Source organism: Pantoea sp. BL1 (genome assembly GCF_000963985.1).
Taxonomy (GTDB): Bacteria; Pseudomonadota; Gammaproteobacteria; order Enterobacterales; family Enterobacteriaceae; genus Pantoea; species Pantoea rwandensis_B.
In genome coordinates this window covers 26,367-52,697 of sequence record NZ_JZRH01000038.1, presented here as the reverse complement: position 1 = coordinate 52,697, position 26,331 = coordinate 26,367, and the positions used below count along the sequence as shown (strand labels likewise).

Below are 26,331 nucleotides of genomic sequence, written 5' to 3'. Positions count from 1 at the left end.
ACAGCGGGTTAACCGTCTGTCGCGAGGTGGCGTATATTACGCTTTCCTCCTTCAGAGTCAAACACTTTTTTCAGCGTTTTTTCTCCGGCGGGATGAATCACTTCACTCCCTGCTGAGCCGTCTGCGTTGCCGCTTTGCCGTCTCAGTGGTGGCGCATTATAGGGAGTTATTCGGAGCTGACAAGGGTTTATTGCAAAAAAATGATCGTTCGACCTAAATTTAGCCACAACGCTCTATTTCACAACGATTTGCCTGGTAACTGCACAAAATCCTGGGCAAAAACCGCCACTTTATTCCAATCGGTGTATTCCACTTCTTTAGAGGTATCCGTCTCACCGCCCGTCATACGCATAATCAGTTGAATCATGACACGATCAAACCAGCGATAACGGGGGTAGCGCAACGCGCCAGCAAATACTGCACAGCAATCTGGCTGCCAGGGGGATTGTTCGAGAAACTTGTGCGTGTACGCATTAGTCGCTGGCGTGCATTTATCCGCTTTTCGCGCGGTAAGGTTGACGCTGAAAAAGCCACTGACGCGCTGGTGCAGCTCAGCCTTGTGCTGAGTGACAAACTTCATCAATGCCGGATGGAAATGACCGTAACGGATCGATGCACCAATCAGCACGCGATCATACTGCGCCCACTCAACTTTTTGCGCTTCCAGCAAATCAATCACATCGCACAGCTGTTGCGGCGCTAATGTCTGCGCAATACGCGCCGCGATCTCGCGGGTTTGCCCATCGCGGCTGGAATATAGAATTAAAGCTTTCATTAGATAATCCTGTTTCTCTTATTCACGCCAGAAAGTCGGGGTGAACAGGACCAGCAGTGTGAACACCTCAAGACGCCCAAACAACATGGTCAAAATCAAAATCCACTTAGCCACATCATTCATAGAAGTGAAGTTGTCTGCCACAACGCCCAGGCCTGGCCCAAGGTTGTTCAGCGTGGCGGCCACAGCAGCAAAAGCGGAGAAGTCATCGACGCCCGTGGCGATGATGGCCAGCATGCTGAGTAAGAACACCAGTGCATAAGCGGAGAAAAATCCCCACACGGCTTCAAGGATGCGTTCCGGCAGCGCGCGATTACCCAACTTAATGGTATAGACCGCGTTCGGATGCACCAACCGCTTCAACTCACGCGAGCCCTGCTTGAACAGCAGTAAAATACGAATGACCTTTAATCCACCACCCGTCGATCCCGCCATACCGCCGATAAAAGCAGAGCAGAGCAACAGCACCGGTAGGAACAATGGCCAGCGCGCAATGCTATCGGTGGTAAATCCTGCCGTTGTCGCCATCGATACCACCTGGAAGAAGGCTTGGTTCAGTGTTTGCCAACCGCTGGCATAGACGTTGTGGAACCACAGCACTACCGTACAGATCAGCACTAACGTCAGCTGTACGCCAATAAACATGCGGAATTCGGGATCGCGCCAGTAAACTTTGAGGCTACGGCCGCTCAATAAAGAGAAGTGCAGACCATAGTTACAGCCGGAGATCAGCAGGAACACCGCCACAATGGTATTGATAGTAGGACTGTTGAAGTAGCCGATACTCGCATCATGCGTAGAGAAACCACCAATCGCGATGGTGGAGAAGCTGTGGCCTACCGCATCAAACATTGGCATGCCTGCCAGCCACAACGCCACCGCACACGCTACGGTAAGCAATACATAGATGAGCCACAACGTTTTAGCCGTTTCGGCAATACGCGGGCGCATTTTGTTATCTTTCAGCGGCCCCGGCATTTCAGCGCGATACAGCTGCATACCGCCAACGCCCAGAATCGGCAAGATGGCTACGGCCAGTACGATGATCCCCATACCGCCCAGCCACTGCAGCATTTGACGATAAAACAGAATCGCTTTAGGTAAGGTATCGAGGCCGACTAACGTGGTCGCGCCGGTAGTGGTCAGCCCGGAGAAGGATTCAAAGAAAGCATCAGTGACCGAAAGGTGCGGCTGTTCGGCAAAAATGAAGGGCATCGCACCGACACTGCCCAACACGGTCCAAAAAAGCACGACAATCAGAAACCCTTCGCGCGGTTTAAGCTCAGTTTTCTTTTTGCGATTCGGCCACCACAGCAGCGAGCCAATGACGATCGCCATCATAAATGTCTGGCTAAACGCACGTCCGGCGCCATCGCGATAAATCAAGGCCACCAGCCCCGGCAAGATCATAGTTACCGAGAATAAAATCACCAACAGGCCCACGATGCGGGTAATGGCGCGAAAATGCATTCAGCCGTTCCTTTAAACAGATGCTTTTAGTTGTCCAGCGGGATGAGCGTCAGCGCGCCCCGGCTGTAATCAGAAAGGTTTTGCCGAAAGCCATCGATCTGCGGATGCGGCAACGCCAAACGTAGCGCAATACGATCCTGATAATGGCTCTCTTCGATGATGCCGTCAAAACGTTGCAACAGACGCTCAATATCACTTAACTGGGCATAGTCACATTGCAGGGTAAAAGATTGCATCGGCACTTTACGCGCACGCGCCAGGTGCTTCAGCCCCTGCTGCACGCCACCGCCATACGCTTTAACTAATCCACCCGTACCCAACATAATGCCGCCATAATAGCGCACGACCACTGCCGTAATCTCGCCCACGCCGCTCCCCATTAGCTGTGCCAGCATAGGCTTGCCTGCGGTGCCGGAAGGCTCACCGTCATCGGAGAACCCCAACTGCTGCGAATCATCCGGCGCACCCGCAACCCACGCCCAGCAGTGATGACGTGCCGCAGGATGTTCTTGCTTGACCTGCTGAACGAAAGCGCGTGCCGCCTCAACGCCATCGGTATGGGCCAGATAGGTGATAAAACGGCTTTTCTTAATGGTTTCCTCACTGAGACTCACAGCCTCAGCGGGAATATCGTACGCCTCCATCAGGCCAGATGCAGATCGCGCGTCATGTTTTCAACGCGATTAGCGTGGATCACCACATTATCTTCGATACGAATACCACCGTACGGTTTCAATGCGTCGATCGCCTGCCAGTCAAAGTACTGGCTGTACTTACCACCACGGAGTTTCGCCAGCAGTGAGTCGATAATGTAGAAACCGGGCTCGATGGTCAGCACCATGCCCGGTTCCAGCACACGGGTACAGCGCAGATAAGGATATTGCGACGGTGCAGCCATATGCGTGCCGTTGTCATCTTGCATAAAGCCGGCAACGTCGTGCACCTGCAAGCCCAGCGGATGCCCCAAACCGTGTGGCATAAACGGACCGGTCAGGTCTTCCGCCACCAGCACCTCTTCGGTTAAACCTTTCACCAGGTCGAACTTCAGCAATAGACGGGCGATACGCTGATGCATTTGCAGATGATAATCGGTGTATCGCACGCCCGCTTTCAACGTCGCAATCAGCGCCAACTCTTCTTTATTCATCGCCTCCACCATTTCGGCATAGCGCGATTTGCTTTGTGCTGCATAGCTGCGCGTCAGGTCGGCGGCATAACCAAGATATTCGGCACCGGCATCAATCAAGAAGCTATGACGTTTCACCGGTGGCTGATGGTCGAGTTTGGTGTAGTGCAGCACCGCAGCATGTTCGTTGAGCGCGATAATATTGCCGTATGGCACGTCGGTATCACGATGGCCGGTCGCAGTCAGATATGCCTGGTTTATGTCGAACTCGCTCATCCCCGAGAAGAAGGCTTCTTTCGCCGCACGATGCCCCGCCACGGCAAGCTTCTGCGCCTCACGCATACAGGCCAGTTCGTAGTCAGTTTTAATGCTGCGATGATAATGAAGGAAGTCGATCACGCCTTTTGGATTCACGCGATCGCTCTGAATGCCGAGTTGCGTGGCTCGAGATGGCACAGGTCCGATATAAGCCACATTGTCGCGCTGAGCCGGCAGCAGTTGCCCAATCTCATCGGCATCTTTCAGGCCCACCACCTCAACATCCTGAGTCCAGAAGCTGTTGGGCAATGGCTCGACGTTATGCCAGTAATCCACTGGCGAGTAGAACCACAGTTTTGGCTTGTTAACACCATCGATCCATAACCAGCAGTTGGGCACCTGCGTCACCGGCACCCAGGCTTTAAATTGCGGATTCACCTTAAACGGATAGTCGTGATCGTCGAGGAAAACGGTTAACAGCTCGCCAGAGTGAATCAACATCGCATCAAGCTTAAAGCGTGCCAGCACCTGTTGCGCTCGCTGTTGTAGCGTATTGATATGCGCGTGATACAGGGTTTTCAGTGAATCCATGGACTTGTCTCCAATATCGCGAAATTGGCCGCAGTGTAGCACAGCCACGCCAGCGTTGCCGTGCTGCACACGCTGTGATCGGCGTACCAAATAATCAAAGACTCGTTTGCAAAAAATTAACATGCCGCCCACACTCCCATTCATCTGGTATGACCAGATCACCTTTCGCGGTTTCAGGAGACGGACATGCTCTACCAAGGCGATACCCTTTCAGTTCACTGGCTTAATGATGGCATTGCAGAACTGGTTTTTGATGCCCCCGGTTCAGTGAACAAACTCGACACTAAAACCGTCGCTTCATTGGGCGACGCACTCAGCGTGCTGGAACAGCAGCCCGATCTGCGTGGCCTGCTGCTCACATCGGCCAAACCAGCATTCATTGTCGGTGCCGATATCACCGAATTCCTGTCGCTGTTTGATGCGCCTGAAGAGAAGCTGAGCCAATGGCTGGCATTTGCGAACAGCATCTTTAACCGTCTGGAAGATTTGCCGGTGCCGACCGTTGCAGCTATTGACGGCTACGCGCTGGGTGGCGGCTGCGAATGCGTGCTGGCGACCGACTTCCGCGTCGCGACGCCCAGCGCCCGCATCGGTTTGCCGGAAACCAAACTCGGCATCATGCCAGGCTTTGGCGGCAGCGTGCGCTTGCCACGTTTGCTCGGCGCTGATAGCGCACTGGAAATCATTGCCGCAGGAAAAGACGTTGATGGCACCAGCGCCCTGCAACTCGGCCTGGTCGATGCGGTAGTGAACAGCGAAAAACTACGCGCTGCGGCACTCACTATGTTGCAGGATGCGGTTGCGCAAGGCAGCTGGCAGGCGCGTCGGGCACCTAAGCTGGCCCCACTGAAATTAAGCCCGATTGAAGCGGCGATGAGCTTCACCATTGCCAAAAGCATGGTGATGCAAACAGCAGGCAAGCACTATCCCGCGCCTATTACCGCGGTGAAAACCATTGAAGCGGCAGCCGGTTCAAGTCGTGATGATGCATTAAAACTGGAAACCGCTGCATTCGTGCCGCTGGCACAAAGCGATGTGGCGCGCGCGCTGGTCGGTATCTTCCTGAACGATCAATATGTCAAAGGCCTGGCGAAAAAGCACAGCAACGCAGCCGGTGCACCGCAGCAGGCCGCCGTGTTGGGCGCAGGCATTATGGGAGGGGGGATTGCTTATCAGTCGGCATGGAAAGGCGTGCCGGTGAAAATGAAAGATATTAATCCGCAGGCGCTGACGCTGGGGATGACGGAAGCCAGTAACCTTCTTAACAAGCAACTGGAACGCGGCAAGATCAACGGCGCCAAACTGGCGAGCGTCCTCACGACGATTCAGCCCACGCTGGATTACGCCGGTTTCGAACGTGCCGATGTGGTGGTCGAGGCCGTGGTCGAGAATCCGCAAATCAAGGCCAAAGTGTTGGCAGAAACCGAGCAACACCTGCGCGAGGATGCCGTACTCGCCTCCAACACGTCGACCATTCCGATTAGCCTGCTAGCGCAATCGCTGCAGCGTCCAGAAAACTTCTGCGGCATGCACTTCTTTAATCCCGTGCCGCGCATGCCGCTGGTTGAGGTGATTCGTGGCGAGCAGACCTCAGAAGCCACCATCAATAAAGTGGTAGCCTGGGCCAGCAAGATGGGCAAAACACCGATCGTAGTGAATGACTGCCCCGGCTTCTTTGTCAACCGCGTGCTGTTCCCCTATTTCGCTGCTTTCAGTTTGCTGCTGCGTGATGGCGCAGACTTCCGTCAGATTGATAAGGTGATGGAAAAACAGTTCGGCTGGCCAATGGGCCCGGCCTGGTTGCTGGATGTGGTCGGCATTGATACCGCTCATCACGCGCAACAGGTGATGGCACAAGGCTTTCCTTCCCGCATGCAAAAAGATTACCGCGACGCGATTGATGTCCTGTTTGAAGCCAAACGTTACGGTCAGAAAAACGGCCTGGGCTTTTATCAGTGGGAGCAAGATAAAAAAGGCAAAGCACAGAAGAGAGCCGATCCGGCTGTTGATGCACTGCTGGAACCGATTTGCGAGCCGAAACGCGTGTTCAGCGATGAAGACATTGCCAACCGCATGATGTTGCCAATGCTCAACGAAGTGGTGCGTTGCCTGGAAGAGAAAATTATTGCCTCTCCGGCTGAAGCCGATATGGCGCTGGTGTACGGATTAGGTTTCCCTCCATTCCGAGGGGGCGCCTTCCGCTATATGGATACGCTCGGCCTTAGCAATCTGGTTGATCAAGCCAAACGCTACACCCCACTCGGCCCGCTGTATGCGGTACCTGAACTGTTAGTGCACAAAGCGCATCAGCACCAAAGCTGGTATCCCGCAGCCCAACCGATTGACGAAGCAACACTGCAAAGTGCCTGAGGTAAAGAATATGGAAAAGGTAGTCATAGTTGATGCGGTACGTACACCGATGGGCCGTTCAAAAGGCGGCGCGTTTCGTCAGGTACGCGCGGAAGATCTCTCGGCGCATCTGATGCGCGAACTGCTGAGCCGCAACCCCGGCGTTGATCCGGCCTCTCTGGATGACATCATTTGGGGATGCGTGCAGCAGACGCTGGAACAGGGCTTCAACATTGCGCGTAACGCGGCACTGCTGGCAGAAATTCCGCATCGCGTGCCTGCCAGCACGGTGAATCGCTTGTGCGGTTCGTCAATGCAGGCGCTGCACGATGCGGCGCGCGCGATAATGGTGGGCGATGCGCACAGCTGTTTGATTGGCGGCGTTGAACATATGGGGCATGTGCCAATGAGCCACGGCGTTGATTTCCATCCGGGCTTGGGTCGAACGGTAGCGAAAGCCGCTGGCATGATGGGGTTGACCGCAGAAATGCTGGCGCGCATGCATCACATCACCCGTGAGCAACAGGATGCGTTTGCGCTGCGTTCACATCAACGCGCCTGGGCCGCGACCCAGCGAGGCGATTTCAAACGTGAGATCGTGCCGACCTATGGCCACGATGCCGACGGTGTGTTGAAACGCTATGAAACGGATGAAGTCATCCGTGAGGATACCACGCTGGAAGGATTGGCTGCGCTGCGTCCCGCGTTTGACCCGGTTAACGGTACCGTCACCGCAGGCACCTCTTCAGCACTCTCGGATGGCGCCGCCGCCATGTTAATCATGAGTGAAAGCCGCGCCCGCGAACTCGGCCTGACCCCGCGTGCGCGCATCCGCAGCATGGCAGTTGTCGGCTGTGATCCCTCCATCATGGGTTACGGTCCGGTGCCGGCCAGCAAACTGGCACTGAAACGCGCCGGATTGAGCGTGCAGGATATCGATTTGTTCGAGCTTAACGAAGCCTTTGCTGCACAGACACTGCCGTGCATTAAGGATTTAGGATTGCTGGATCAGCTCAATGAGAAAGTGAATTTGAATGGCGGCGCGATTGCGCTGGGGCACCCACTCGGATGCTCGGGGGCGCGTATCAGCACGACGCTGCTCAATCTGATGGAACGTCGTGATGCGCAATTTGGTCTGGCGACCATGTGTATTGGCTTAGGCCAGGGCATCGCAACGGTATTCGAACGCGTTTAATACGTTGATGCACGTGTTCCCGCCCTTTCGGGCGGGCTTTTTTACTCAGATAAAGGCAAACGCATCGCCAAACATCTGCGCTTCAACCGCACCACGTTCCGCGCAGAAACGCTCGCGCGCTATCTTCGCCATCTCGAAACGACCCGCAATATAGATATCGTGCTCGCTGAGCGTCGCGTAATCCTGCATCACCGCTGTGAGTACGGTACCACTGCGCCCTTCCCAACCCTCTGCTGGCTGCTCCACCACCGGAATCACCTTGACATGAGGATGCTTGACCGCCAACGCGTTCAACTCATCCAGATCGTACAAATGCATCAATTCCCGGCCGCCCCAGTAGATGGCGATATCGCGGTCTGGCTGCTGCGCCAGTGCCGTCAGCAGAATCGAACGTGCATAGGAGAAACCGGTGCCGCCCGCGATCAGAATAATGGGGCGATCGCTATCTTCACGCAGCCAGGCATCGCCATGCGGCATATCCACCGTGATTTGACGATCGTTTTTGATGCGATCCATCACCGCCATCGCGTAGAGATTGAGGTCAGATGCGCCAATGTGCAGCTCAATGATGTCTTTTTCCATCGGGGTTGAAGCCAGTGAGAAGGGGCGCTTATCACGCTCATCCATCACTACCATCAGGTATTGCCCCGCACGGAAAGTAAAATCCGCCGCCGGAATTAAACGGACGCGGTAAACGGTATCCGTAATCGCTTCGACCGAAGTCACCTTGCAGTTTAACGTCGTCATACGTGCCCTTTTTTATGGTTTTCTGCCGCCTTTAGCGCTGCGGCGGCTCGGCAAAGATAGCTAACTCATCCCAAATTGCGTCAATACGCGCGGTCACCGCCGGATCTTTTACAATCGGTGTACCCCATTCGCGAGTGGTTTCGCCCGGCCACTTATTGGTGGCATCAAGTCCCATCTTCGAGCCCAGGCCGGAAACCGGAGAGGCGAAGTCGAGATAGTCAATTGGCGTATTCTCCACCATCACGGTATCGCGCGCCGGATCCATACGCGTAGTGATCGCCCAAATCACATCGTTCCAGTCACGTGCGTTGACGTCGTCATCGCATACGATCACAAACTTGGTATACATAAACTGGCGCAGGAAAGACCAGACACCAAACATTACGCGCTTGGCATGCCCGGCATATTGCTTCTTGATCGTCACCACCGCGAGGCGATAAGAACAGCCTTCCGGCGGCAAGTAGAAATCGACAATTTCCGGGAACTGCTTGATCAGAATCGGCACCAGCACTTCATTCAGCGCCACACCCAATACCGCAGGTTCATCCGGCGGACGACCGGTATACGTTGAATGATAAATCGGGTTGCGACGTTGCGTTACGTGCGTCACGGTAAATACCGGGAAGCTGTCTACTTCATTGTAGTAGCCTGTGTGGTCGCCGTAAGGGCCTTCTGGCGCCATGTCACCCGGTTCGATGTAACCTTCTAAAACGATCTCTGCGCTGGCTGGCACTTCAAGATCATTAGACAGGCACTTCACCACCTCGGTTTTATTACCGCGCAACAAACCGGCAAAGGCATACTCCGACAACGTATCGGGCACCGGCGTCACTGCGCCCAGAATCGTGGCGGGATCGGCGCCCAGCGCCACGGACACCGGGAAGCGTTCGCCCGGATGGGCTTTGCACCACTCCTGGAAATCCAGCGCGCCGCCGCGATGCGACAGCCAGCGCATGATCACGCGGTTTTTGCCGATCACCTGCTGGCGATAAATACCCAGATTCTGACGTTCCTTATGCGGACCACGCGTGACGGTTAAGCCCCAGGTAATCAACGGCGCGGCGTCGCCCGGCCAGCACTTCATCACCGGAATGCGCGACAGATCGACATCATCACCACTGAAAACCTCTTCCTGGCACGGTGCATTGCGCAGGCGCTTGGTCGGCATGTTCAGCACTTGTTTGAACTGCGGCATTTTATCGAACAGATCGCGGAAACCTTTTGGCGGCTCAGGTTCTTTCAGAAACGCCAGCAACTTGCCCACTTCACGCAGCGCGCTGACCTCTTCCTGCCCCATGCCCATCGCCACACGCTTAGGTGTGCCAAACAGGTTACACAATACGGGCATGTCGTACCCTTTCGGGTTCTCAAACAGCAGCGCCGGACCGCCAGCACGCAAGGTGCGATCGGCAATTTCAGTCATCTCTAACTCAGGATCGATCTCCTGAGTGATGCGCTTTAACTCGCCGCGCTGCTCCAGCAACGCGAGGAAGTCTCGTAAATCCTGATATTTCATGCGGCGTTAGCTTCCAGCCAGAGTGAATTGGCCATTATAGGTCTGATTCACGCTGGCGTGTTGTGGTTTGTGGTTCAAGCTGGCTGACAGGAGAAAGGCACCAGCGATTGAATGGCCAGCACATCGTGATGTGCGGCGATTGGCTCACCATGACGGAACACTTTAAAGTCTTCGCCGCGCGCGCTGTAGTAACGCAGGCGGTTTTCACTGACGTGCAGGAAACTGGCTTCTCGCAGAGCGATCACCGACTCATGTGGATTGACGGCGCAGAACTCCGCCAGACGCTCATCACGCGTTTCCCCCATATGCCCGCTGACGTGAGCATCCAGGTAATGTGGGTTAATCTGCACCGGGAACAGGCCTAATGCAGGCAGAACCACGCTGCTGCGCACCGGCATGTCGTTAGTGGTACGAATCGATGGCGTGGCCACATTGCAACCGGCGCTCCAGCCGACGTAAGGCACATCTCGCTCACGCACGGCACGTTGAATCGCCACGATCAGCCCGTGCTCGTGCAGCATCTGATTGAGGAACCAGGTGTTGCCCCCGCTCACCAGGATTAACTCCGCCTGGTCAATTGCGGCCACCGGAGAGTCAAACTCGTGTACGGTGCGCACCTGAATACCCAATGAGTCAGACAGGTCTTGCGCACGCTGCGCATGGTCACCGCGAATGATGGCGTAGGGTACCAGTACGGCCGAGGTGATGCCGCGCTGGGCGATCATTGCGTGCAGTTGTGGGTGAGCGTAGCTCAGCAGTGGCGCGTCATCGGCCACTTTGCCATTACTTAATAAGAACAGTTCCATCAGCCAGTCCTTTTTCAAATGAGAGCGAAAGGTGGGGAAGGAGTCTGATACAGATGGTCATCAGCCGTCAATTTTCTTGCAAGAAAGCGTTAATAAGCCGCACCAATCGGAAAATTCGTAGTGATTTTTATTTCACAGCCGCGTTTCCACTGGCCGATGCGCTATAACTCTGACAACAGGTTTGTTATTCTTAGCGTCCAATATTTGGGAGCAGTTATGGAATCCTGGTACTTACTCTATTGCAAACGTGGACAGCTGTTGCGCGCGAAAGAGCATCTTGAGCGGCAGGAGGTGAATTGCCTCAGCCCGATGATCGCTCTGGAAAAGATTGTTCGCGGTAAACGCACCACGGTGAGTGAGCCGCTGTTCCCCAACTATCTGTTTATCGAATTCGATCCGGAAGCGATTCACACCACCACCATTAGCAGCACACGCGGCGTCAGCCACTTTGTGCGCTTTGGCGCGCAACCGGCAACGGTCTCCAGCGAAGTGATTGAAGCGCTGCAAACCGATGTTCCGCAAATTATGCTGGATCCAGAAACGCCACAAAGCGGTGATGAAGTGATCATCACCGAAGGGACTTTTGAGGGGCTGCGCGCTATTTTTGCCGAGCCTGATGGCGAAACCCGCTCGGTGTTACTGCTGAACCTGCTCAACAAACAAGTGATGCGCAGCGTCGACAACAAACAGTTCCGTAAGCTTTAAGCCAGTTTAAACAGCTGACGTGCGTTGTGATTGACCTGCGCACCCAGCGCTTCAGCCTCTTCCCCACGCCAGTTCGCCACCTGCTGCACAATATGCGGCAGGAAACATGGCTCGTTTCGACGCGAAGGCGGCCGTGGATGCATATCACGCGGTAGCAGATAAGGCGCATCGGTTTCCAGCAGCAGACGCTCGGCTGGAATCAGTGGCAGCATCTCACGCAATTCCAGGCCACGACGCTCATCGCACACCCAGCCGGTAATGCCCACCGATAAACCCAAGGCCAGACACGATTCCAGTTCATCACGCGTGCCGGTAAAACAGTGTGCCACCGCGCCCGTCAATTTCGGCAGCCACGGCTCCAGCACCGCAACAAAACGATCGTGCGCTTCGCGGCAGTGGAGAAACACCGGCAGTTGTAACTCCGCTGCCAGCGCCAGCTGTGCATCAAAGGCGTACTCCTGCTGGTCGTGCGCCGAGAGATTGCGGTTAAAATCGAGGCCGCATTCACCGATCGCCACCACTTGTTCACTCTCAGCCAGACGGCGCAACGTGTTCGCCGTCTCTGCCGACCATTCACTGGCGTGATGCGGATGCACGCCGGCTGTAGACCAGCAGTAGCCTGGGTGCTGTGCCGCGAGCTGACGCGCCTGCTGGCTCTCCAGCGCATTAGTGCCGGTAATCAGCAGGCCGGTGACGCCTGCTTCGCGCGCGCGTTTAACCACCTGATCGCGATCTTTTGCGAATTGCGTGCTGGTCAGGTTTACACCGATATCAAACATGTCTTCTCCCAAATAAAAACCGCCCAATGTGTGGGCGGTTTAGATTCTTAACGCTCATCCCGCTCGCTTGCGGGGATGCCTTGTCAGGATTCGGTGTTCTGTTCCTCATCCTCTGAATCTGACGCCTTGCGCCCTTTACCCACATAGTAACGGGAGAAGAATACGCCGACTTCAAACAGGCAGTACATCGGAATAGCGAGCAAAGTTTGCGAGAAAACATCCGGCGGTGTGAGCAACATCCCAACAACGAACGCGCCAACCAGCATGTAAGGACGTTTCTTTTTCAAATCCTCTGGCGACGTAATGCCCGTCCAGCACAGCAAGACAATCGCAATCGGCACTTCAAAGGCCACGCCAAACGCCATGAAGATAGTCATCACGAAGTCGAGGTAATTGGTGATATCGGTGGCGATGGTGACGCCCTGCGGCGCGGTTTTGGCGAAGAAGCCAAACGCCAGCGGGAACACGATGAAGTAAGCGAAAGCCACGCCAACGTAGAACAGCAGCGTACTGGAGAACAGCAGCGGCATCACTAGCTTACGCTCATGGCGATACAGCGCAGGCGCCACAAAAGCCCACACCTGATACAAGATCACCGGCACCGCAAGGAACACCGAAACAATGATGGTGAGCTTAATGGGGGTGAAGAACGGTGAAGCCACGTCGGTGGCGATCATGCTGGCACCGGCCGGCATCTGGCTAATCAGCGGCGAAGCCACTAAGTGATAGATGTCGTTGGCGAAATAAACCAGGCACAAAAAGATAGCAAACACCGCAATAATGCAGTTCAGCAGACGCTTACGCAGCTCAATCAGGTGGCTGATGAGCGGTTGGGTATCTTCAACGGCCATGTTTATCTTTCATCTTTTACGGTGGGAGTGGGCGTCGCATTCTGCGCGGTATTAACAGGTGCCGCAGCCTCTGCTGTTACCGGTTGAGGTTTCTGAGCCGGTGCGCTGGCCGGGTGCTCTGCCGTTACCGTCTGAGGTGCCTGAGCCGGTGCGCTGGCCTGGTGCTCTGCCGTTGCCGTCTGAGGTGCCTGAGCCGGTGCGCTGGCCTGGTGCTCTGCCGTTACCGTCTGAGGTGCCTGAGCCGGTGCGCTGGCCTGGTGCTCTGCGGCCGCTGGGGTAACCGGCGGCTGGCTCGCCGTGACAGATTGTGCGGATACAGAAGACGGCTGATGAATGGTATTCGCTTCATCTTCCGCTTTCTCGATATCGATGCTCTGCTGCACAGAACGCTTCATCGAGGCGGCGGTTTTACGCAGTTCTTCCATCGACTCTTTCAGTTCCGGCGAAAGCGAGCCACGACCCGCCTCTTCGACCTTTTTCAGGCTGTCCTGCAATTCCTGCAGTTTCAGCTCCTGCGCCAGTTCGTTTTGCACGTTAGCAGCCAGGGAGCGAATCGCCCGAATCCAGCCGACGACGGTTTTCACCGCAACCGGTAATCGTTGCGGGCCAAGAACGATCAGCCCGATAACGAACACCAATACCAGTTCACTAAAACCAATATCGAACACAGTTAACCCTTACTTGTCCCGGGCGTCGTCTTTGCTCGCCGAGGTTTGCTGTTTGTCTGCCAGAGTCTTGGCGTTAAAGTCAGCGTCCTGCTCTTTCGGCTGATCCTTTTTATCGTCTTCATCGCCCATGGCTTTTTTGAAACCACGAATGGAAGAACCTAAATCCGAACCCAGGTTACGAAGTTTATTGGTACCGAACAGAAGAACAACAATGACGGCAATGATTAACAATTGCCAAATACTGATACCGCCCATGAGATATGCCTCTAATATTCTGTGAAAAACTTTGAATTGAAACGCACAGAAAGCCCGTATGAATTCGGGCTTTAGCCTGCGACATTACGCGATTTGCACCAGGCAAACAATCAGTTTGTCTTGCGCCAGCCTATCAGCCAGGTGACGATGCCAGCGGCCATTAATAGCGCTGGGAAGAAATCCCAGTCGGGTCGACTTAACAGCACTGCGGTGCCACTTAATAACAGTGTAGCCCCTACGCCAAACAGATAACGTGCCTTGTGATGGCGCGTGCGCTGTGCATTCATATCGCTGACCAGTTTATCGACGCTGTGCTGCAATAATTTATGCTGACGCATGCTGTCGTAGAACAGTTCAGGTAGCTCCGGCAGTTTTTCGGCCCAGAATGGCGCCTTCTCTTTCACCGCACGCAGAATGGCAGGAATGCCGATTTGATCTTTGATCCAATCTTCAAGGAACGGCTTTGCGGTTTTCCACAGGTCGAGCTGAGGATAGAGCTGACGGCCAATGCCTTCAATGTACAGCAGCGTTTTCTGCAACAGCACCAGCTGCGGCTGCACTTCCATATTGAAGCGACGCGCCGTGTTGAACAGGTTCAGCAGCACGTGGCCAAATGAAATCTCAGCCAGCGGCTTCTCGAAAATTGGCTCACACACGGTACGAATGGCGAACTCAAAATCTTCTACATTGGTATCCGGGGGAACCCAGCCTGAATCCACGTGCAGTTCCGCCACTTTGCGGTAGTCACGATTAAAGAAGGCAATGAAGTTTTCCGCCAGATAGCGCTTATCTTCTTTATTCAGCGAACCGACAATACCGCAGTCAATCGCGATGTACTGCGGATCTTCTGGATGGTCGTAGCTGACGAAGATATTGCCGGGATGCATGTCCGCATGGAAGAAGCTATCGCGGAACACCTGGGTGAAGAACACCTGCACGCCGCGTTCTGCCAGCAGCTTCATGTTGACGCCATGCTTCTCCAGCGTCGCCACATCGGAAATCGGAATGCCGTAAATGCGCTCCATCACCATCATCGATTCGCTGCAGTAATCTGAAAACACTTCCGGCACATACAGCATCGGGCTCTGCTCGAAGTTGCGACGCAGCTGAATAGCGTTCGCCGACTCGCGCAGCAGATTGAGTTCATCAATCAGGGTCTTTTCGTAATCGCGCACCACTTCAACCGGGCGCAGACGACGACCATCCGGCAACAGACGAGGAACCCAATGCGCCATACGGTAAATCAGCTTCATATCCGCTTTGATCACCGGCAGGATGTCCGGGCGAATCACTTTGATCACCACGTCACGGCCGTTAGACTTCAGCGTGGCCGTATGCACCTGCGCGATAGACGCAGAAGCCAGCGGCTTAATATCAAAGTCGTCAAACCAGGTGTCGACAGGGCCGCCAATGGATTGTTCAATCTGCTGCTGGGCTTTCAGACCATCAAAAGGCGCCACGCGGTCCTGCAACACCGCCAGTTCATCGGCGATGGCCGGTGGGAAGAGATCGCGGCGCGTTGACAGCATTTGGCCAAATTTAATCCACACCGGGCCAAGCTGCTCCATCGCCAGGCGAATACGCACGCCCGTCGATTCATTTTTGTGCTTGTTAGGGATCCAGAAGATGCAGCGCCGCCAGATGCGGAGCGGCAGTGTGATGCGCATGTGGGGGATCAGTTCATCAAGCCCGTAAGTCAGAAAGATCTTGATGATGAAGTATAAGCGCCGAATTTCTCCCAGCGTCATTTCGCCTCCAGCTGTGCTAAACGCGCTTCAAACGCATTAAGCGAACGTTCCATCGCTTCAACCTCTTCACAGAACCACGCCAGCTCCAGTGCGCCGGGGGCGACACGCCACTCTTCCGTCAGCACCTGACCGAGATAATCCTGCCGACGCGTCACCTGCTGCTGCACAAACTTCAGCGCCTGCTGAGCGGCCTGACTGACACCCTGCGCGGCAATGTCGCCGATCCATGGAGCCAAATACTCGGCCGGATCGAGTTCGGCGAGATCCATCAGTGCGGAGAATTGCTGCACGACCTGTAAATCGCCTTCCACATCCAGCTCGCCGCTGCGGATCAAACTGGTCAGCTGCTGGCGATCGCGCAGTTTTGGCAAAGTGCTGAGGCGTAAGCTGACACTACAATCGCTGCTGTCTTGCCAGTCACTCAACACATCCAGCTGGGATTCGCTAAACACCAGCACCAGCGGGAAATCCAGTTCCTGCAGGCGCAGCATAAGCACTTTACCCACCAGACGCTGACGCGCGGCTTTCAGGCTGCGATCACGATACAGAACACGATTGAGGGCGGTTTCAAGGCCGCCCGTGATAAGCGGGGTAAAAGTCATGATCAATCAGAACTTAAAGCCGCGATGCAACGCCACAATACCGCCGGTCATGTTGAAATAGGTGGTATTTTCAAAACCCACATCGTTCATCATCGCCTTCAGGGTTTCCTGGTCGGGATGCATACGAATCGATTCTGCCAGATAGCGATAGCTTTCGGCATCCTGCGCCACCAGTTGCCCAATACGCGGCAGGATGTGGAAGGAATAGGTATCGTAGGCTTTGCTCAGCGGTTCCAGCAGCGGTTTGGAAAACTCCAGCACCAGCAAGCGTCCACCTGGTTTCAGCACCCGGAACATCGAGGCCAGTGCCTTCTCTTTTTCGGTGACGTTACGCAAACCGAAAGAGATGGTGATGCAATCGAAATAGTTATCCGGGAACGGCAGCGCTTCGGCGTTGGCCTGCACATAGCTAACGTTGCCTGACACGCCCATATTGCGCAGCTTCTCGCGGCCCATCTTCAGCATCGAGCTGTTGATATCAGCCAGAACGACCTGACCCGTCTCACCCACCAGGCGAGAGAATTTTGCTGTCAAATCACCGGTACCGCCGGCCAGATCCAGCACACGCTGACCACGACGCACGCCGCTGCTGTCGATGGTAAAACGCTTCCAGACACGATGGATGCCAAACGACATCAAATCGTTCATCAGGTCATATTTTGCCGCTACGGAATGAAACACGTCCGCGACTTTATCGGCCTTTTCGCTTTTCGCGACGGTCTGAAAGCCAAAATGGGTAGTTTCCTGCTGTGATTCATCTGCCATCGGGTTTACCTGTTCCACAAACAATTCTTGCCGAAGTGTATCAGAGTCGCGCTACGCGAGCACGCGACCACCGTGCTATTCGTTGATGCGGCGCAGAGAAGCGGCGGAAGAATCTGCCACATTTTCATTGGGCTCGGGATCGTCCGCCCAATCTTCGCCCGCCTCTTCCGGTTGCGCTTGCTCCACCAATTGGGGATTGATCGGCCGTTTAATCTCCACACCTAACGCGCGGAAGGATTCGCTTTGCGCAATCAAATTGCCGCGCCCTTCTGACAGTTTTTTCATCGCCTGGTGATAACTCTGCTGCGCTTTATCGAGGCTGTGACCGATACCGCTCATATCATCCACAAACAGTCGCATTTTATCGTACAACCGGGTAGCTCGGTCGGCGATGCGTTGTGCATTGCGACTCTGGTGCTCATAACGCCACAGGTTGTTGATGGTGCGCAGTGCCACCAGTAATGTCGTCGGGCTGACCAGCATGATGTTTTGCTGCAACGCTTCGCTGATCAGCTCTGGCTGCCGATCAATCGCCAACAAGAACGCGGGCTCGACCGGAATAAACATCAACACATAATCCAGAGAGCGTAAACCGGGCAATTGTTGATAATCTTTTCGTCCCAGCAGCCGAATATGGCCGCGCATGGCGTTGACGTGCTCCTGAATCGCCTGCTCTCGCGTGGCTTCATCTTCCGCATTGAAATAGCGTTCGTAAGCCACCAGCGTCATTTTGGCGTCAATCACCACATCCTTGCCCTGCGGCAACCGCACGATCACATCCGGTTGCATCCTGCCCTGCTGTTCCAACTGCACGCTGACCTGCGTCTGGTATTCGTAGCCTTCACGCAGACCGGAGGCTTCCAGCACCCGCGCCAGCACCACTTCGCCCCAGTTGCCCTGGATTTTATTGTCGCCTTTTAGCGCTTTGGTGAGGTTGACCGCTTCCTGCGCCATTTGCGCGTTCAACTGCTGCAGTTGACGAATTTCATGGGCCAGCGTATGGCGTTCGCGTGCTTCCTGGCCAAAGCTATCCGTCACCTGACGACGGAAACCATCCAGCTGTTCACGCAGCGGACCAATCAGCCCGTTGAGGCTCTGCCGGTTTTGCTCATCCACCCGACGTCCGCTGTTTTCAAAGATGCGGTTGGCCAGATTCTCGAACTGTGCGCTGAGACGCTGTTCGCTGTTAGTGAGCAGGCGCTGCTTCTCTTCTGCGCCAAAACGCGTCTCTTCTAAACGGATGGTGACTTCACGCAGTTCAGCTTCCTGCGCACTGTTCACTTCCAGCTGATTACGTAATTCCCGGCTAAGCTGTTCGCTCTCACCACGCCAGTAATCGAGCTGTTGCAGCCGTTCCTGTGCACCGCTAAGCGTGCCATGAAGCTGCCGCAGTTCTTGCTCGCGCTGCTGAATTTGCTGCTGTAACAGTTCGAGTTGCTGCTGCTGGCGCTGTTGCGCCTCTTCCAGCAGGCGGCGTTCGGTAGTGAAGCTGGCGTACTGGTGTCCGGCACGCAACTGGGCCAAAATCCAGCCGAGGCCCAGTCCGGCCAGCGCCAGTGCGCCGCTAATGATAAGTTGCTGATCCATAATCCCCCCGCGGATCGTTTCGCTGAGGGAAAAGGTAAGTCGCTACTGTATGAATGTCCAGACTGTTGTGTAGCTGGCGTAGGATTTACAGCGCTTTCACCGTCAAATCACCCGCTTTCCACGCATCAATCAGGAAAAACGGCATCGGCAACAGCCATTCACTGCCCTTCACTTTGGCGGGATAGCACCAGCTTTGTCCATTGTGAGTGAGTTCAACCTGCTGCCAGCCGTTATCAACATTCTCCACCTTGCCCGCCATGCTGGAATATCCTGCGTTGCTGCCGACGTGAAAACGCTCGGTTTGCCAGCGAATTGGCGGGTGTGCGGGCCACGCCTGGGCATGATGGAATCGGAAGATATCGTCATGATTCAGCAGGCTTTCGCGCACCGTCGGCCACAACGCCACTTTGAGGAAGTACTGATCGGTGAAGCGTTCACTGCCGCTGTACTGGCCGATAAAGTCGCGGATCTGCTGCTCAACGTTATGGAACACGCCATGACAGCCGCCCCACATGCCCGCCAGCAGCAGTTCGGTATGCGTAAAGTAATCACGCATATGATGGAACCAGCATGGCGATTGCAGCCAGGCTTCTACCGCCGCCACTTCACGCTCCGACAGCAGGGAGTCCGCATCTCGCACGATATAGCGTTTTACGCGGGGATCATCCATCACCAGAAAGCGCCACAGCGTCGGGAATATGGTCTTCTCATGTGACATATCCACTAACTGGACATTCGGCTGCTTTAGACGCTGCCAGACATGTTGCGGCACGCTGTCGTCAAGATAGATGCGACACATCCAACCGGGATAGAACTCGCGCGCAACGTCGATATTTTTGATCAGCGTTTCACAGTAGCGCGGTTGGCCGCCATACAGACTGAAAGAGATGATATTTTCAGTTGGATTCGTGGGATTGAAAGACGGCGGCGCTTCTGAGGGATAAGCCACTGTGTGGCCCTGACGAAAGATCGCGTCAGACTTCTCCAGCGACTCGCGGCCGTAACGTGCCACTTCATCGTGCTTTTCCAGCCAGCCACACACTTCGGTTAAGCCATCGAGCCAGGTGTCGGAAGCCTGCGCACGCTGCGCTGCCGATGCCTGATAGATCTTTTGATAAGTTTTGTAGGATTTTTTGTACTCCCCCACGCGCATTAGCGTCAGCGCATAGTCACTCAGTACCTGCATATTTTGCGGCATGACGCGCAAAACTTCTTCACAGCACTGACGTGCCACGGGGAAATCAGAGACCGCCATCGCCTGGCGGAAACGTGCTGCCACGCTCTCAATACGAGACTGCGCAGCAGCGGGAGTAGGATTAAAGGCAGGACGCGGAGCAGAAACCGTTTTGCGCATAGTTGTTTTCTCAGTATCAGCTGAAAAACGTGCGCAATGTGATGGCAGCAGGGAATTCCTTATCCGTAATACCTGCTGCCTTGCGCACTAAATTAAGCGACGCGCGGCTTCTACAACAATTTTCACCGCATCGCTTTCGGTCTGTTTCATGGTCGCGGCATCCGGGATCTCTTTCTGCGTTCGGTTAACGATGACACCCGCCACCATGCCCGCTCGCAGCCCCTGACTGGCGCACATGGTTAACAGTGTAGCGGATTCCATCTCATAGTTAAGAACCCCCATTTGCTGCCACTCTTGCATTGAGCCCTGGAAGCGATTCACCACACGTCCTGAGAACGTGTCGTAACGTTCCTGCCCCGGGTAGAAGGTGTCAGAAGAAGCGGTAATACCGATGTGCGTTTTGGCACCGCAGGCATCTGCTGCGGCCACCAGCGCGGTGGTGCAGGTGAAATCGGCCACTGCCGGGAACTCCATCGGCGCAAAGTGCAGGCTGGCACCGTCAAGACGCACCGAAGCAGTGGTCACCAGCACGTCGCCGACATTGATATTCGGCTGGATCGCCCCGGTCGTGCCCACACGCAGGAAAGTGCGCACGCCGAGCTGCGCCAGTTCTTCCACCGCAATAGAGGTCGATGGACCGCCGATACCGGTAGAACATACCACCACCGGCTTGCCATCCACTTCCGCGAGGTAAGTGGTGAATTCACGGTGCGAAGCCAGATGCTGTGGATTATCCATCAGCGCAGCGATTTTTTTCACACGCTCCGGATCGCCGGGAACGATAGCCAGTGTGGCTCCTTTCAGATCGGCTTTAGTGATACCAAGGTGGAAAACGTCAGACTGGGCCATAACAGACTCCTGATAGATAAGGGATATGCGTGTCACTCTACGTGAGAGCGCCACATAAATATGTGATTTATTTCACCATCGACAATGAAACTTACATTATCAGGAAATTATTATGTGACTCTCATCACACATTGCAGCTCGGCAATTCCGAATTGCTACAAGCGGTACTGCGTAAGTTCGGGTGGCGGTGTTAATAGAGAAGAAGAACATAAGTACACATCCCTCTGAACCCTACGTCAGCCTTGCTCCTAGGCCAGGCTATAGTTACGTGATTGCGCACTTGCTAGCACGGAGAGAACAATGAAAACCGAAGACAATATTGCACAAAAATCAGCAGCCGGCGGCTTTGCCCCAGCCGTTCAGCCCATCGCCAGCAGCACCATTACCACCGTCAGTGACGCTATTCACACCGGTGAAACGTCTGTTCCCAGCCAGGGAGAGAACCTGCCAGCTTATTATGCCCGCCCCAAATCCTATGAAGGCAAGCTGCCGGTGATTCTGGTGGTGCAGGAGATTTTTGGCGTTCACGAGCATATTAAAGATATCTGCCGTCGTCTGGCGCTGGAAGGTTATCTGGCGGTTGCACCTGAGCTCTATTTCCGTGAAGGCGATCCTGGTGACTACAGTGATATCCCGACATTGTTCAAAGAACTGGTCAGCAAGGTGCCCGATTCTCAGGTGCTGTCCGATCTCGATCACGTTGCCAACTGGGCCGCACGACACGATGGCGATATTCGTCGCATGGCAATCACGGGCTTCTGCTGGGGCGGACGCATCAGTTGGCTGTTCGCCGCGCACAATCCGCAGGTGCGGGCGGCGGCGGCCTGGTATGGTCGGTTAGAGGGTGAGAAAACCCTCAAACAACAAAAACATCCTATCGATGTGGCTGTCGATCTTAACGCTCCGGTGCTGGGACTGTACGGCGGTCAGGATGAGAGCATCCCGTTAGAGAGCATTGATAAGATGCGTCAGGCGCTGCATGCCGCCAATGCCAAAGCGGAGATCGTGGTGTATCCGGAAGCGGGACACGCGTTTAATGCCGATTATCGCCCAAGCTACCATGCTGACTCAGCCGCTGATGGCTGGGCACGGATGCTGGCCTGGTTTAAGCAGTATGGCGTTGCACCCAACGCGTAATAACAAGGGGCGCTGCACGGCGCCCCTGTTTATCGCGATTACGCCGATTCTGCGCGCAGCTTTTTCGCGGCGGTCACCATGTTCGCCAGCGCCTGCCGGGTTTCACTCCAGCCACGGGTTTTCAGACCGCAGTCCGGGTTGACCCATAAACGTGCGGGCGGAATGCTTTGCGCCGCTTTGTGCAGCAGATCTTCAATCCATTCTACGCTGGGTACGTTCGGGGAATGAATGTCATACACACCGGGCCCAATTTCGTTCGGGTATTCGAACGCTTTAAACGCATCCAGCAATTCCATATCCGAGCGTGAGGTTTCGATGGTAATCACGTCCGCGTCCAGTGCCGCTATCGAATCCATGATGTCATTGAACTCGCAATAACACATGTGCGTGTGGATCTGCGTTTCATCCTGCGCCACAGCCGCGTTGAGGCGGAAGGCATCAACTGCCCAGGTCAGGTACGCCGCCCAATCCGACTGGTGCAATGGTAAGCCTTCGCGCAGAGCGGGTTCATCAATCTGAATGATCCCGATCCCGGCTTTTTCCAGGTCTTCCACTTCATCACGCAGCGCCAGTGCAATCTGTTTAGCAAGGGTTTCCCGCGTCACGTCTTCACGCGGGAATGACCAGCACAGAATCGTGACCGGGCCGGTGAGCATACCCTTCACTGGCTTTTCAGTCAGCGATTGCGCGTACTTCGCCCACTCAACGGTAATCGGCTGCGGACGACTGACATCACCGATGATCACCGGCGGCTTCACACAGCGAGAGCCATAGCTTTGCACCCAGCCATTTTGCGTAAACACGAAGCCATCGAGGTTTTCGCCGAAGTATTCCACCATGTCATTACGCTCAGCTTCGCCGTGCACCAGCACATCCAGCCCGAGCCGTTCCTGCTCAGCAATCGCCTGCTTGATGTGCTCCGCGATGCCGGTGCGATAGTGGCCTCCATCGATATTGCCTTTTTTGAAGTCGAGTCGCAGGCCGCGAATTTCGGTGGTTTGCGGGAAGGATCCAATCGTGGTGGTCGGCCAGGCAGGCAGATTAAAGCGATGCCGCTGCGCTTTGGCACGTTCGTCATAGTGACTGGCGCGCTCAACGTCTTTGGCCTGAATATTCGCCAGACGTGCACCCACTGCGGCATTGTGCACGCGCGAAGAATGAGAACGAGCACGAATCGGCGCGCTCCACTCCGTCAGCGAGGCCGCATCGTTATTATTGAGCGCCTGGCTCAACAACCTCAGCTCAGCACACTTCTGTAAAGCAAAGGCAAACCAGCTTTTCACTTCCGCATCGAGCCGGGTTTCGACACTGAGATCGATCGGGCTGTGCAGCAGCGAGCAGGAGGAACCCATCCACAGATTTTCACGCTGCCCGACCAGCGGTTTCAGGCGATCGAACCAGCGGCTGAGATCGGCACGCCAGACATTGCGGCCGTTGATCACCCCGACTGAAAGCAGCCAGTCAGCGGGGAGTTGTTGGTGAATATGCTGGATGTCATCTTTGCCATGCACCAGGTCAACGTGCAAACCTTGAACCGGCAGCGTCTTAATCACATCGAGATTTTGACCAATGCTGTCAAAGTAGGTCGTCAGTAGCAGTTTTACATGACCTTGCAGCGCATCGTAGGCAGGCTTGAACGCCTCACGCCATTCCTGTGGAAGCTCCAGCACCAGCGCGGGTTCATCTATCTGCACCCATTCAACACCGCGCTGATGCAGTTCAGCCAGCACTTGCTGATAGACCGGCAGAATCGCTTTCAGCAACGACAGGCGGTCAAACGGCTCACCTTTGACTTTGCCCAACCACAGGTAAGTGACCGGTCCCAGCAGCACCGGTTTGATCGGGTGACCCAGCGCCAATGCTTCGTCCACTTCTTCGAGCAGCTGTGTCCAGCTCAGTGAGAACTGCTGGCCTTGCGTAAATTCCGGCACCATATAGTGATAGTTGGTGTTGAACCATTTGGTCATTTCAGCGGCGGCGGCAGGTTTGCCGCTGGGTGCGCGGCCACGTCCCAGACGGAACAGCGTATCGAGATCGACCGATCCATCCTGGTTCTGATGGCGCGCCGGCACATTGCCCAGCATCAGGCTGGTGGTCAGCACATGATCGTACCAGGCGAAATCGCCCACGGGCAGCAGATCCACCCCCGCGTCTTTCTGCTGTTGCCAGTGACGAGCGCGCAGCTCGCGCCCCACGGCCAGCAGTGCTTCCTGTGAGCTGTTGCCTGCCCAGTAGCTTTCCTGTGCTTTTTTCAGTTCACGACGCAGACCGACACGAGGGAAACCGAGCGTATGGTTCAGAATGGTCATTTAGTGATCTCCAGATATGCTTAACGGGTCGAGCCCGTTTACGTTCATCCAGCGAGTGAAATTGCCGTCCGCTGAACGCCTGAACTGGACGAAAGTCATGTGGCGGTGGCGCTTGCTTGAGATGTTTAGCCGTCCAGATGTTTACACCGCCATAATCTGCGGGTACTGTATGTTCCTCAAGCGCAATTTGTTCAATCTCGATGTGAAGGACTCTCATGATCGAACTCAAACACCTGAGAACGCTGCAGGCGTTGCAGAATACCGGCTCGTTGGCCGCTGCCGCCGCTCAGCTTCATCAGACACAATCGGCGTTATCTCATCAGTTCAGCGATCTGGAACAGCGGCTGGGCTTTCGCCTGTTTGTGCGCAAGAGCCAGCCGTTGCGGTTTACGCCGCAGGGGGAAATCATGCTGCAGTTGGCCGAGCAGATTTTGCCGCAGATTCAGCAGGCGTTGCAGGCATGCCACGAGCCGCATCAGACCACGCTGCGCATTGCCATTGAGTGCCACAGCTGCATTCAGTGGCTGACGCCGGCCCTCAATAATTTCCGCCAGAGCTGGCCGCAAGTGGTGGTCGATTTTAAATCGGGTGTGACTTTTGATCCCCAGCCCGCCTTGCAGCAGGGCGAACTGGATGTGGTGTTGACCTCCGATATCCTGCCGCGCAGCGGTTTGTTCTATACGCCGATGTTTGATTTTGAGGTGCGTCTGGTGCTGGCCCCGGACCATCCGCTGGCGAAGCTGGAACATATCTCACCAGAAGATTTAGCCGATGAGGTGCTGATGATCTATCCGGTGCAGCGTCAGCGTCTCGATATCTGGCGTCATTTCCTGCAGCCTGCAGGTATCAGTCCGGCGTTGAAGAGTGTGGACAATACGTTGTTGCTGATTCAGATGGTGTCAGCACAGATGGGTATTGCGGCCCTTCCGCATTGGGTGGTGGAGAGTTTTGAAAAGCAGGGTCTGGTGGTGACCAAAACATTGGGTGAGGGTTTGTGGAGCCGTTTATATGCCGCCGTGCGCGATGGTGAGCAGCGTCAGCCGGTGTTAGAAGCCTTTGTGCGCTTCGCCCGCCAGCACGCCTGTGACCATCTGCCGTTTGTACGCGATGCCGCTCGCCCGGGTTCATTGCAGTCAATTTCTTGATCATCTCTTGGGCGACCTGTGTCGCCCGTGCTGTTATCCCTGCCCGGCCTGCTCTATAATGCGCCGCCTCAATCCGCGACCAAGAGAGTTTCACCATGACGAGTAACGATGTTCTGCGCAGCGTGCGCTATATGCTTGATTTAAGCGATAGCAAAGTGGTGGAGATTTTTGCCTTAGCGGGCAGTGAAGTGCCGCTGGAGGATGTGCAGGCGTGGATGAAGAAGGATGAGGATGCGGCGTTCCGTAAGTTGCCGGACGTGCTGATGGGCTATTTCCTCAACGGTTTGATTTTCTTCCGTCGCGGTAAGAGTGAAGATGCGCCCGCACCTTCGGTTGAACGCCGTATGAATAACAATATTTTCATTAAGAAGTTGCGTATCGCGTTTGCGCTGAAGACCACGGATATTCCCGTGGTGCTGGAGAAGGCAAACTTTAAGATTTCACAGGCTGAAGTCGGTGCGATTTTCCGCAATCCAGATCATAAGAACTACCGCGAGTGCGGTGACCAGATTCTGCGTAACTTTTTGAAGGGACTGACGATGATGAATCGTCCAGGGCCGGCTAAGAAGGCGTAATCGCTGCTGATTTTGTGCTCTGTCAGGGAAGGGCTGATTGCTATGTGCTAGCGCTCAGTCAGGGATAGCGTGGCAGATCGCAAAGGAATCCCACATCCCTGTGGATCGGCCTCGCCATCCATGGCTCGGACGCTTTGCTCCTCTGCCACGCTATCCCTTCCCTTAAGCT

Annotated in this window: 25 protein-coding genes; 7 read left to right on the top strand and 18 right to left on the bottom strand. The window is 55.1% G+C overall.

All coding sequences use genetic code 11. The features are described 5' to 3' along the window. A partial coding sequence (locus VH86_RS26155) for a hypothetical protein (protein WP_231647282.1) occupies positions 1 to 217 on the top strand: 217 nt, incomplete at its 5' end. A 21-nt stretch (positions 218 to 238) separates the two neighbouring features. On the opposite strand, the gene hemG is transcribed toward VH86_RS26155, so the two are convergent. Genes hemG through pepQ form a run of 4 tightly spaced genes read right to left on the bottom strand, consistent with a single transcriptional unit; the run spans position 239 to position 4,220 of the window. Next, on the bottom strand, positions 239 to 775 hold the full coding sequence (gene hemG / locus VH86_RS17905) for a menaquinone-dependent protoporphyrinogen IX dehydrogenase (RefSeq protein WP_038643763.1): 537 nt from the start codon (positions 773 to 775) through the stop codon (positions 239 to 241). An 18-nt stretch (positions 776 to 793) separates the two neighbouring features. Beyond that, positions 794 to 2,245, bottom strand: coding sequence for a Trk system potassium transporter TrkH (gene trkH, locus VH86_RS17900; protein ID WP_045833690.1), 1,452 nt, complete (start codon positions 2,243 to 2,245; stop codon positions 794 to 796). Between the two features lie 26 nt (positions 2,246 to 2,271). Beyond that, entirely contained in the window at positions 2,272 to 2,889 is a 618-nt protein-coding gene (locus VH86_RS17895; RefSeq protein WP_045833689.1) for an IMPACT family protein, read from the bottom strand. Further along, a complete protein-coding gene (gene pepQ / locus VH86_RS17890; protein WP_038649731.1) occupies positions 2,889 to 4,220 on the bottom strand; it encodes a Xaa-Pro dipeptidase in 1,332 nt (443 codons plus the stop codon). Before pepQ ends, VH86_RS17895 begins: the two co-directional genes overlap by 1 nt. Positions 4,221 to 4,406: 186 nt before the next feature. Here pepQ and fadB point away from each other — a divergent pair, with 186 nt between their 5' ends. Both fadB and fadA read left to right on the top strand, forming a co-directional pair. Then, on the top strand, positions 4,407 to 6,590 hold the full coding sequence (fadB, locus tag VH86_RS17885) for a fatty acid oxidation complex subunit alpha FadB (protein WP_045833688.1): 2,184 nt from the start codon (positions 4,407 to 4,409) through the stop codon (positions 6,588 to 6,590). A 10-nt stretch (positions 6,591 to 6,600) separates the two neighbouring features. Next, entirely contained in the window at positions 6,601 to 7,764 is a 1,164-nt protein-coding gene (fadA, locus tag VH86_RS17880) for an acetyl-CoA C-acyltransferase FadA (protein WP_038643767.1), read from the top strand. A 45-nt stretch (positions 7,765 to 7,809) separates the two neighbouring features. Here fadA and fre read toward each other — a convergent pair whose 3' ends face one another. The 3 genes from fre to pepE all read right to left on the bottom strand — a co-directional run bounded on the left by fre (position 7,810) and on the right by pepE (position 10,833). Beyond that, positions 7,810 to 8,511, bottom strand: a complete 702-nt coding sequence (fre, locus tag VH86_RS17875) for an NAD(P)H-flavin reductase (protein ID WP_045833687.1) — start codon at positions 8,509 to 8,511, stop codon at positions 7,810 to 7,812. A 31-nt stretch (positions 8,512 to 8,542) separates the two neighbouring features. Further along, positions 8,543 to 10,027 carry a 4-hydroxy-3-polyprenylbenzoate decarboxylase gene (gene ubiD / locus VH86_RS17870; protein ID WP_039329276.1) on the bottom strand — a complete coding sequence of 495 codons (1,485 nt, stop codon included), beginning with the start codon at positions 10,025 to 10,027 and terminating at the stop codon, positions 8,543 to 8,545. A gap of 74 nt (positions 10,028 to 10,101) precedes the next feature. Beyond that, positions 10,102 to 10,833 (bottom strand): dipeptidase PepE, encoded by a 732-nt coding sequence (pepE, locus tag VH86_RS17865; protein WP_038643770.1) that lies wholly within the window; start codon positions 10,831 to 10,833, stop codon positions 10,102 to 10,104. Between the two features lie 216 nt (positions 10,834 to 11,049). Here pepE and rfaH point away from each other — a divergent pair, with 216 nt between their 5' ends. After that, positions 11,050 to 11,538 carry a transcription/translation regulatory transformer protein RfaH gene (gene rfaH, locus VH86_RS17860; protein ID WP_038643771.1) on the top strand — a complete coding sequence of 163 codons (489 nt, stop codon included), beginning with the start codon at positions 11,050 to 11,052 and terminating at the stop codon, positions 11,536 to 11,538. Here the strand turns inward: rfaH and tatD are convergent. From tatD to udp, 10 genes are all read right to left on the bottom strand, one after another. Then, positions 11,535 to 12,317, bottom strand: coding sequence for a 3'-5' ssDNA/RNA exonuclease TatD (gene tatD, locus VH86_RS17855; RefSeq protein WP_045833686.1), 783 nt, complete (start codon positions 12,315 to 12,317; stop codon positions 11,535 to 11,537). The two genes, rfaH and tatD, sit on opposite strands and share 4 nt — an antisense overlap. 83 nt (positions 12,318 to 12,400) lie before the next feature. Continuing rightward, on the bottom strand, positions 12,401 to 13,168 hold the full coding sequence (gene tatC / locus VH86_RS17850) for a Sec-independent protein translocase subunit TatC (RefSeq protein WP_038643773.1): 768 nt from the start codon (positions 13,166 to 13,168) through the stop codon (positions 12,401 to 12,403). A 2-nt stretch (positions 13,169 to 13,170) separates the two neighbouring features. Then, positions 13,171 to 13,836: a Sec-independent protein translocase protein TatB gene (gene tatB, locus VH86_RS17845; protein ID WP_045833685.1), complete on the bottom strand. Its 666-nt coding sequence runs from the start codon at positions 13,834 to 13,836 to the stop codon at positions 13,171 to 13,173. A 9-nt stretch (positions 13,837 to 13,845) separates the two neighbouring features. Beyond that, entirely contained in the window at positions 13,846 to 14,091 is a 246-nt protein-coding gene (gene tatA, locus VH86_RS17840) for a Sec-independent protein translocase subunit TatA (RefSeq protein WP_038643775.1), read from the bottom strand. Between the two features lie 110 nt (positions 14,092 to 14,201). Then, positions 14,202 to 15,839, bottom strand: a complete 1,638-nt coding sequence (gene ubiB / locus VH86_RS17835; RefSeq protein ID WP_038643776.1) for a ubiquinone biosynthesis regulatory protein kinase UbiB — start codon at positions 15,837 to 15,839, stop codon at positions 14,202 to 14,204. Further along, on the bottom strand, positions 15,836 to 16,441 hold the full coding sequence (locus tag VH86_RS17830) for an SCP2 domain-containing protein (protein ID WP_038643777.1): 606 nt from the start codon (positions 16,439 to 16,441) through the stop codon (positions 15,836 to 15,838). Before VH86_RS17830 ends, ubiB begins: the two co-directional genes overlap by 4 nt. Before the next feature lie 6 nt (positions 16,442 to 16,447). Then, a complete protein-coding gene (gene ubiE, locus VH86_RS17825; protein WP_038643778.1) occupies positions 16,448 to 17,206 on the bottom strand; it encodes a bifunctional demethylmenaquinone methyltransferase/2-methoxy-6-polyprenyl-1,4-benzoquinol methylase UbiE in 759 nt (252 codons plus the stop codon). 75 nt (positions 17,207 to 17,281) lie between these two features. Continuing rightward, the gene (rmuC, locus tag VH86_RS17820; RefSeq protein ID WP_045815815.1) at positions 17,282 to 18,793 is read right to left on the bottom strand and encodes a DNA recombination protein RmuC; all 1,512 of its coding nucleotides are present in this window, start codon (positions 18,791 to 18,793) and stop codon (positions 17,282 to 17,284) included. Positions 18,794 to 18,878: 85 nt separating this feature from the next. Then, on the bottom strand, positions 18,879 to 20,147 hold the full coding sequence (locus VH86_RS17815) for a tetratricopeptide repeat protein (RefSeq protein WP_045833684.1): 1,269 nt from the start codon (positions 20,145 to 20,147) through the stop codon (positions 18,879 to 18,881). Positions 20,148 to 20,234: 87 nt separating this feature from the next. Next, positions 20,235 to 20,996, bottom strand: a complete 762-nt coding sequence (gene udp / locus VH86_RS17810; protein WP_045833683.1) for a uridine phosphorylase — start codon at positions 20,994 to 20,996, stop codon at positions 20,235 to 20,237. A 300-nt stretch (positions 20,997 to 21,296) separates the two neighbouring features. Between udp and VH86_RS17805 the strand changes: the two genes are divergently transcribed. Beyond that, positions 21,297 to 22,133, top strand: a complete 837-nt coding sequence (locus tag VH86_RS17805) for a dienelactone hydrolase family protein (protein WP_045833682.1) — start codon at positions 21,297 to 21,299, stop codon at positions 22,131 to 22,133. Positions 22,134 to 22,171: 38 nt separating this feature from the next. On the opposite strand, the gene metE is transcribed toward VH86_RS17805, so the two are convergent. Continuing rightward, positions 22,172 to 24,442 (bottom strand): 5-methyltetrahydropteroyltriglutamate--homocysteine S-methyltransferase, encoded by a 2,271-nt coding sequence (gene metE, locus VH86_RS17800; protein ID WP_045833681.1) that lies wholly within the window; start codon positions 24,440 to 24,442, stop codon positions 22,172 to 22,174. Between the two features lie 215 nt (positions 24,443 to 24,657). On the opposite strand from metE, the gene metR reads away from it, so the two are divergent. After that, positions 24,658 to 25,587 (top strand): HTH-type transcriptional regulator MetR, encoded by a 930-nt coding sequence (gene metR / locus VH86_RS17795; RefSeq protein WP_034827906.1) that lies wholly within the window; start codon positions 24,658 to 24,660, stop codon positions 25,585 to 25,587. Between the two features lie 95 nt (positions 25,588 to 25,682). Beyond that, complete coding sequence (locus VH86_RS17790) at positions 25,683 to 26,162, top strand: DUF1456 family protein (protein ID WP_045815819.1); 480 nt, start codon at positions 25,683 to 25,685, stop codon at positions 26,160 to 26,162. The last annotated feature ends 169 nt before the right edge of the window (positions 26,163 to 26,331 follow it).

Bases quoted from the DNA above. Each gene is read 5' to 3' on its own strand.
- rmuC (WP_045815815.1), bottom strand. From the start codon at position 18,793: ATGGATCAGCAACTTATCATTAGCGGCGCACTGGCGCTGGCCGGACTG.
- tatD (WP_045833686.1), bottom strand. From the start codon at position 12,317: ATGTTTGATATCGGTGTAAACCTGACCAGCACGCAATTCGCAAAAGAT.
- ubiB (WP_038643776.1), bottom strand. From the start codon at position 15,839: ATGACGCTGGGAGAAATTCGGCGCTTATACTTCATCATCAAGATCTTT.
- trkH (WP_045833690.1), bottom strand. From the start codon at position 2,245: ATGCATTTTCGCGCCATTACCCGCATCGTGGGCCTGTTGGTGATTTTA.
- metE (WP_045833681.1), bottom strand. From the start codon at position 24,442: ATGACCATTCTGAACCATACGCTCGGTTTCCCTCGTGTCGGTCTGCGT.
- fadB (WP_045833688.1), top strand. From the start codon at position 4,407: ATGCTCTACCAAGGCGATACCCTTTCAGTTCACTGGCTTAATGATGGC.
- hemG (WP_038643763.1), bottom strand. From the start codon at position 775: ATGAAAGCTTTAATTCTATATTCCAGCCGCGATGGGCAAACCCGCGAG.
- udp (WP_045833683.1), bottom strand. From the start codon at position 20,996: ATGGCCCAGTCTGACGTTTTCCACCTTGGTATCACTAAAGCCGATCTG.
- VH86_RS17830 (WP_038643777.1), bottom strand. From the start codon at position 16,441: ATGACTTTTACCCCGCTTATCACGGGCGGCCTTGAAACCGCCCTCAAT.
- VH86_RS17805 (WP_045833682.1), top strand. From the start codon at position 21,297: ATGAAAACCGAAGACAATATTGCACAAAAATCAGCAGCCGGCGGCTTT.
- pepE (WP_038643770.1), bottom strand. From the start codon at position 10,833: ATGGAACTGTTCTTATTAAGTAATGGCAAAGTGGCCGATGACGCGCCA.
- metR (WP_034827906.1), top strand. From the start codon at position 24,658: ATGATCGAACTCAAACACCTGAGAACGCTGCAGGCGTTGCAGAATACC.
- VH86_RS17895 (WP_045833689.1), bottom strand. From the start codon at position 2,889: ATGGAGGCGTACGATATTCCCGCTGAGGCTGTGAGTCTCAGTGAGGAA.
- ubiD (WP_039329276.1), bottom strand. From the start codon at position 10,027: ATGAAATATCAGGATTTACGAGACTTCCTCGCGTTGCTGGAGCAGCGC.
- rfaH (WP_038643771.1), top strand. From the start codon at position 11,050: ATGGAATCCTGGTACTTACTCTATTGCAAACGTGGACAGCTGTTGCGC.
- fre (WP_045833687.1), bottom strand. From the start codon at position 8,511: ATGACGACGTTAAACTGCAAGGTGACTTCGGTCGAAGCGATTACGGAT.
- tatA (WP_038643775.1), bottom strand. From the start codon at position 14,091: ATGGGCGGTATCAGTATTTGGCAATTGTTAATCATTGCCGTCATTGTT.
- fadA (WP_038643767.1), top strand. From the start codon at position 6,601: ATGGAAAAGGTAGTCATAGTTGATGCGGTACGTACACCGATGGGCCGT.
- tatC (WP_038643773.1), bottom strand. From the start codon at position 13,168: ATGGCCGTTGAAGATACCCAACCGCTCATCAGCCACCTGATTGAGCTG.
- pepQ (WP_038649731.1), bottom strand. From the start codon at position 4,220: ATGGATTCACTGAAAACCCTGTATCACGCGCATATCAATACGCTACAA.
- VH86_RS17790 (WP_045815819.1), top strand. From the start codon at position 25,683: ATGACGAGTAACGATGTTCTGCGCAGCGTGCGCTATATGCTTGATTTA.
- VH86_RS17815 (WP_045833684.1), bottom strand. From the start codon at position 20,147: ATGCGCAAAACGGTTTCTGCTCCGCGTCCTGCCTTTAATCCTACTCCC.
- ubiE (WP_038643778.1), bottom strand. From the start codon at position 17,206: ATGGCAGATGAATCACAGCAGGAAACTACCCATTTTGGCTTTCAGACC.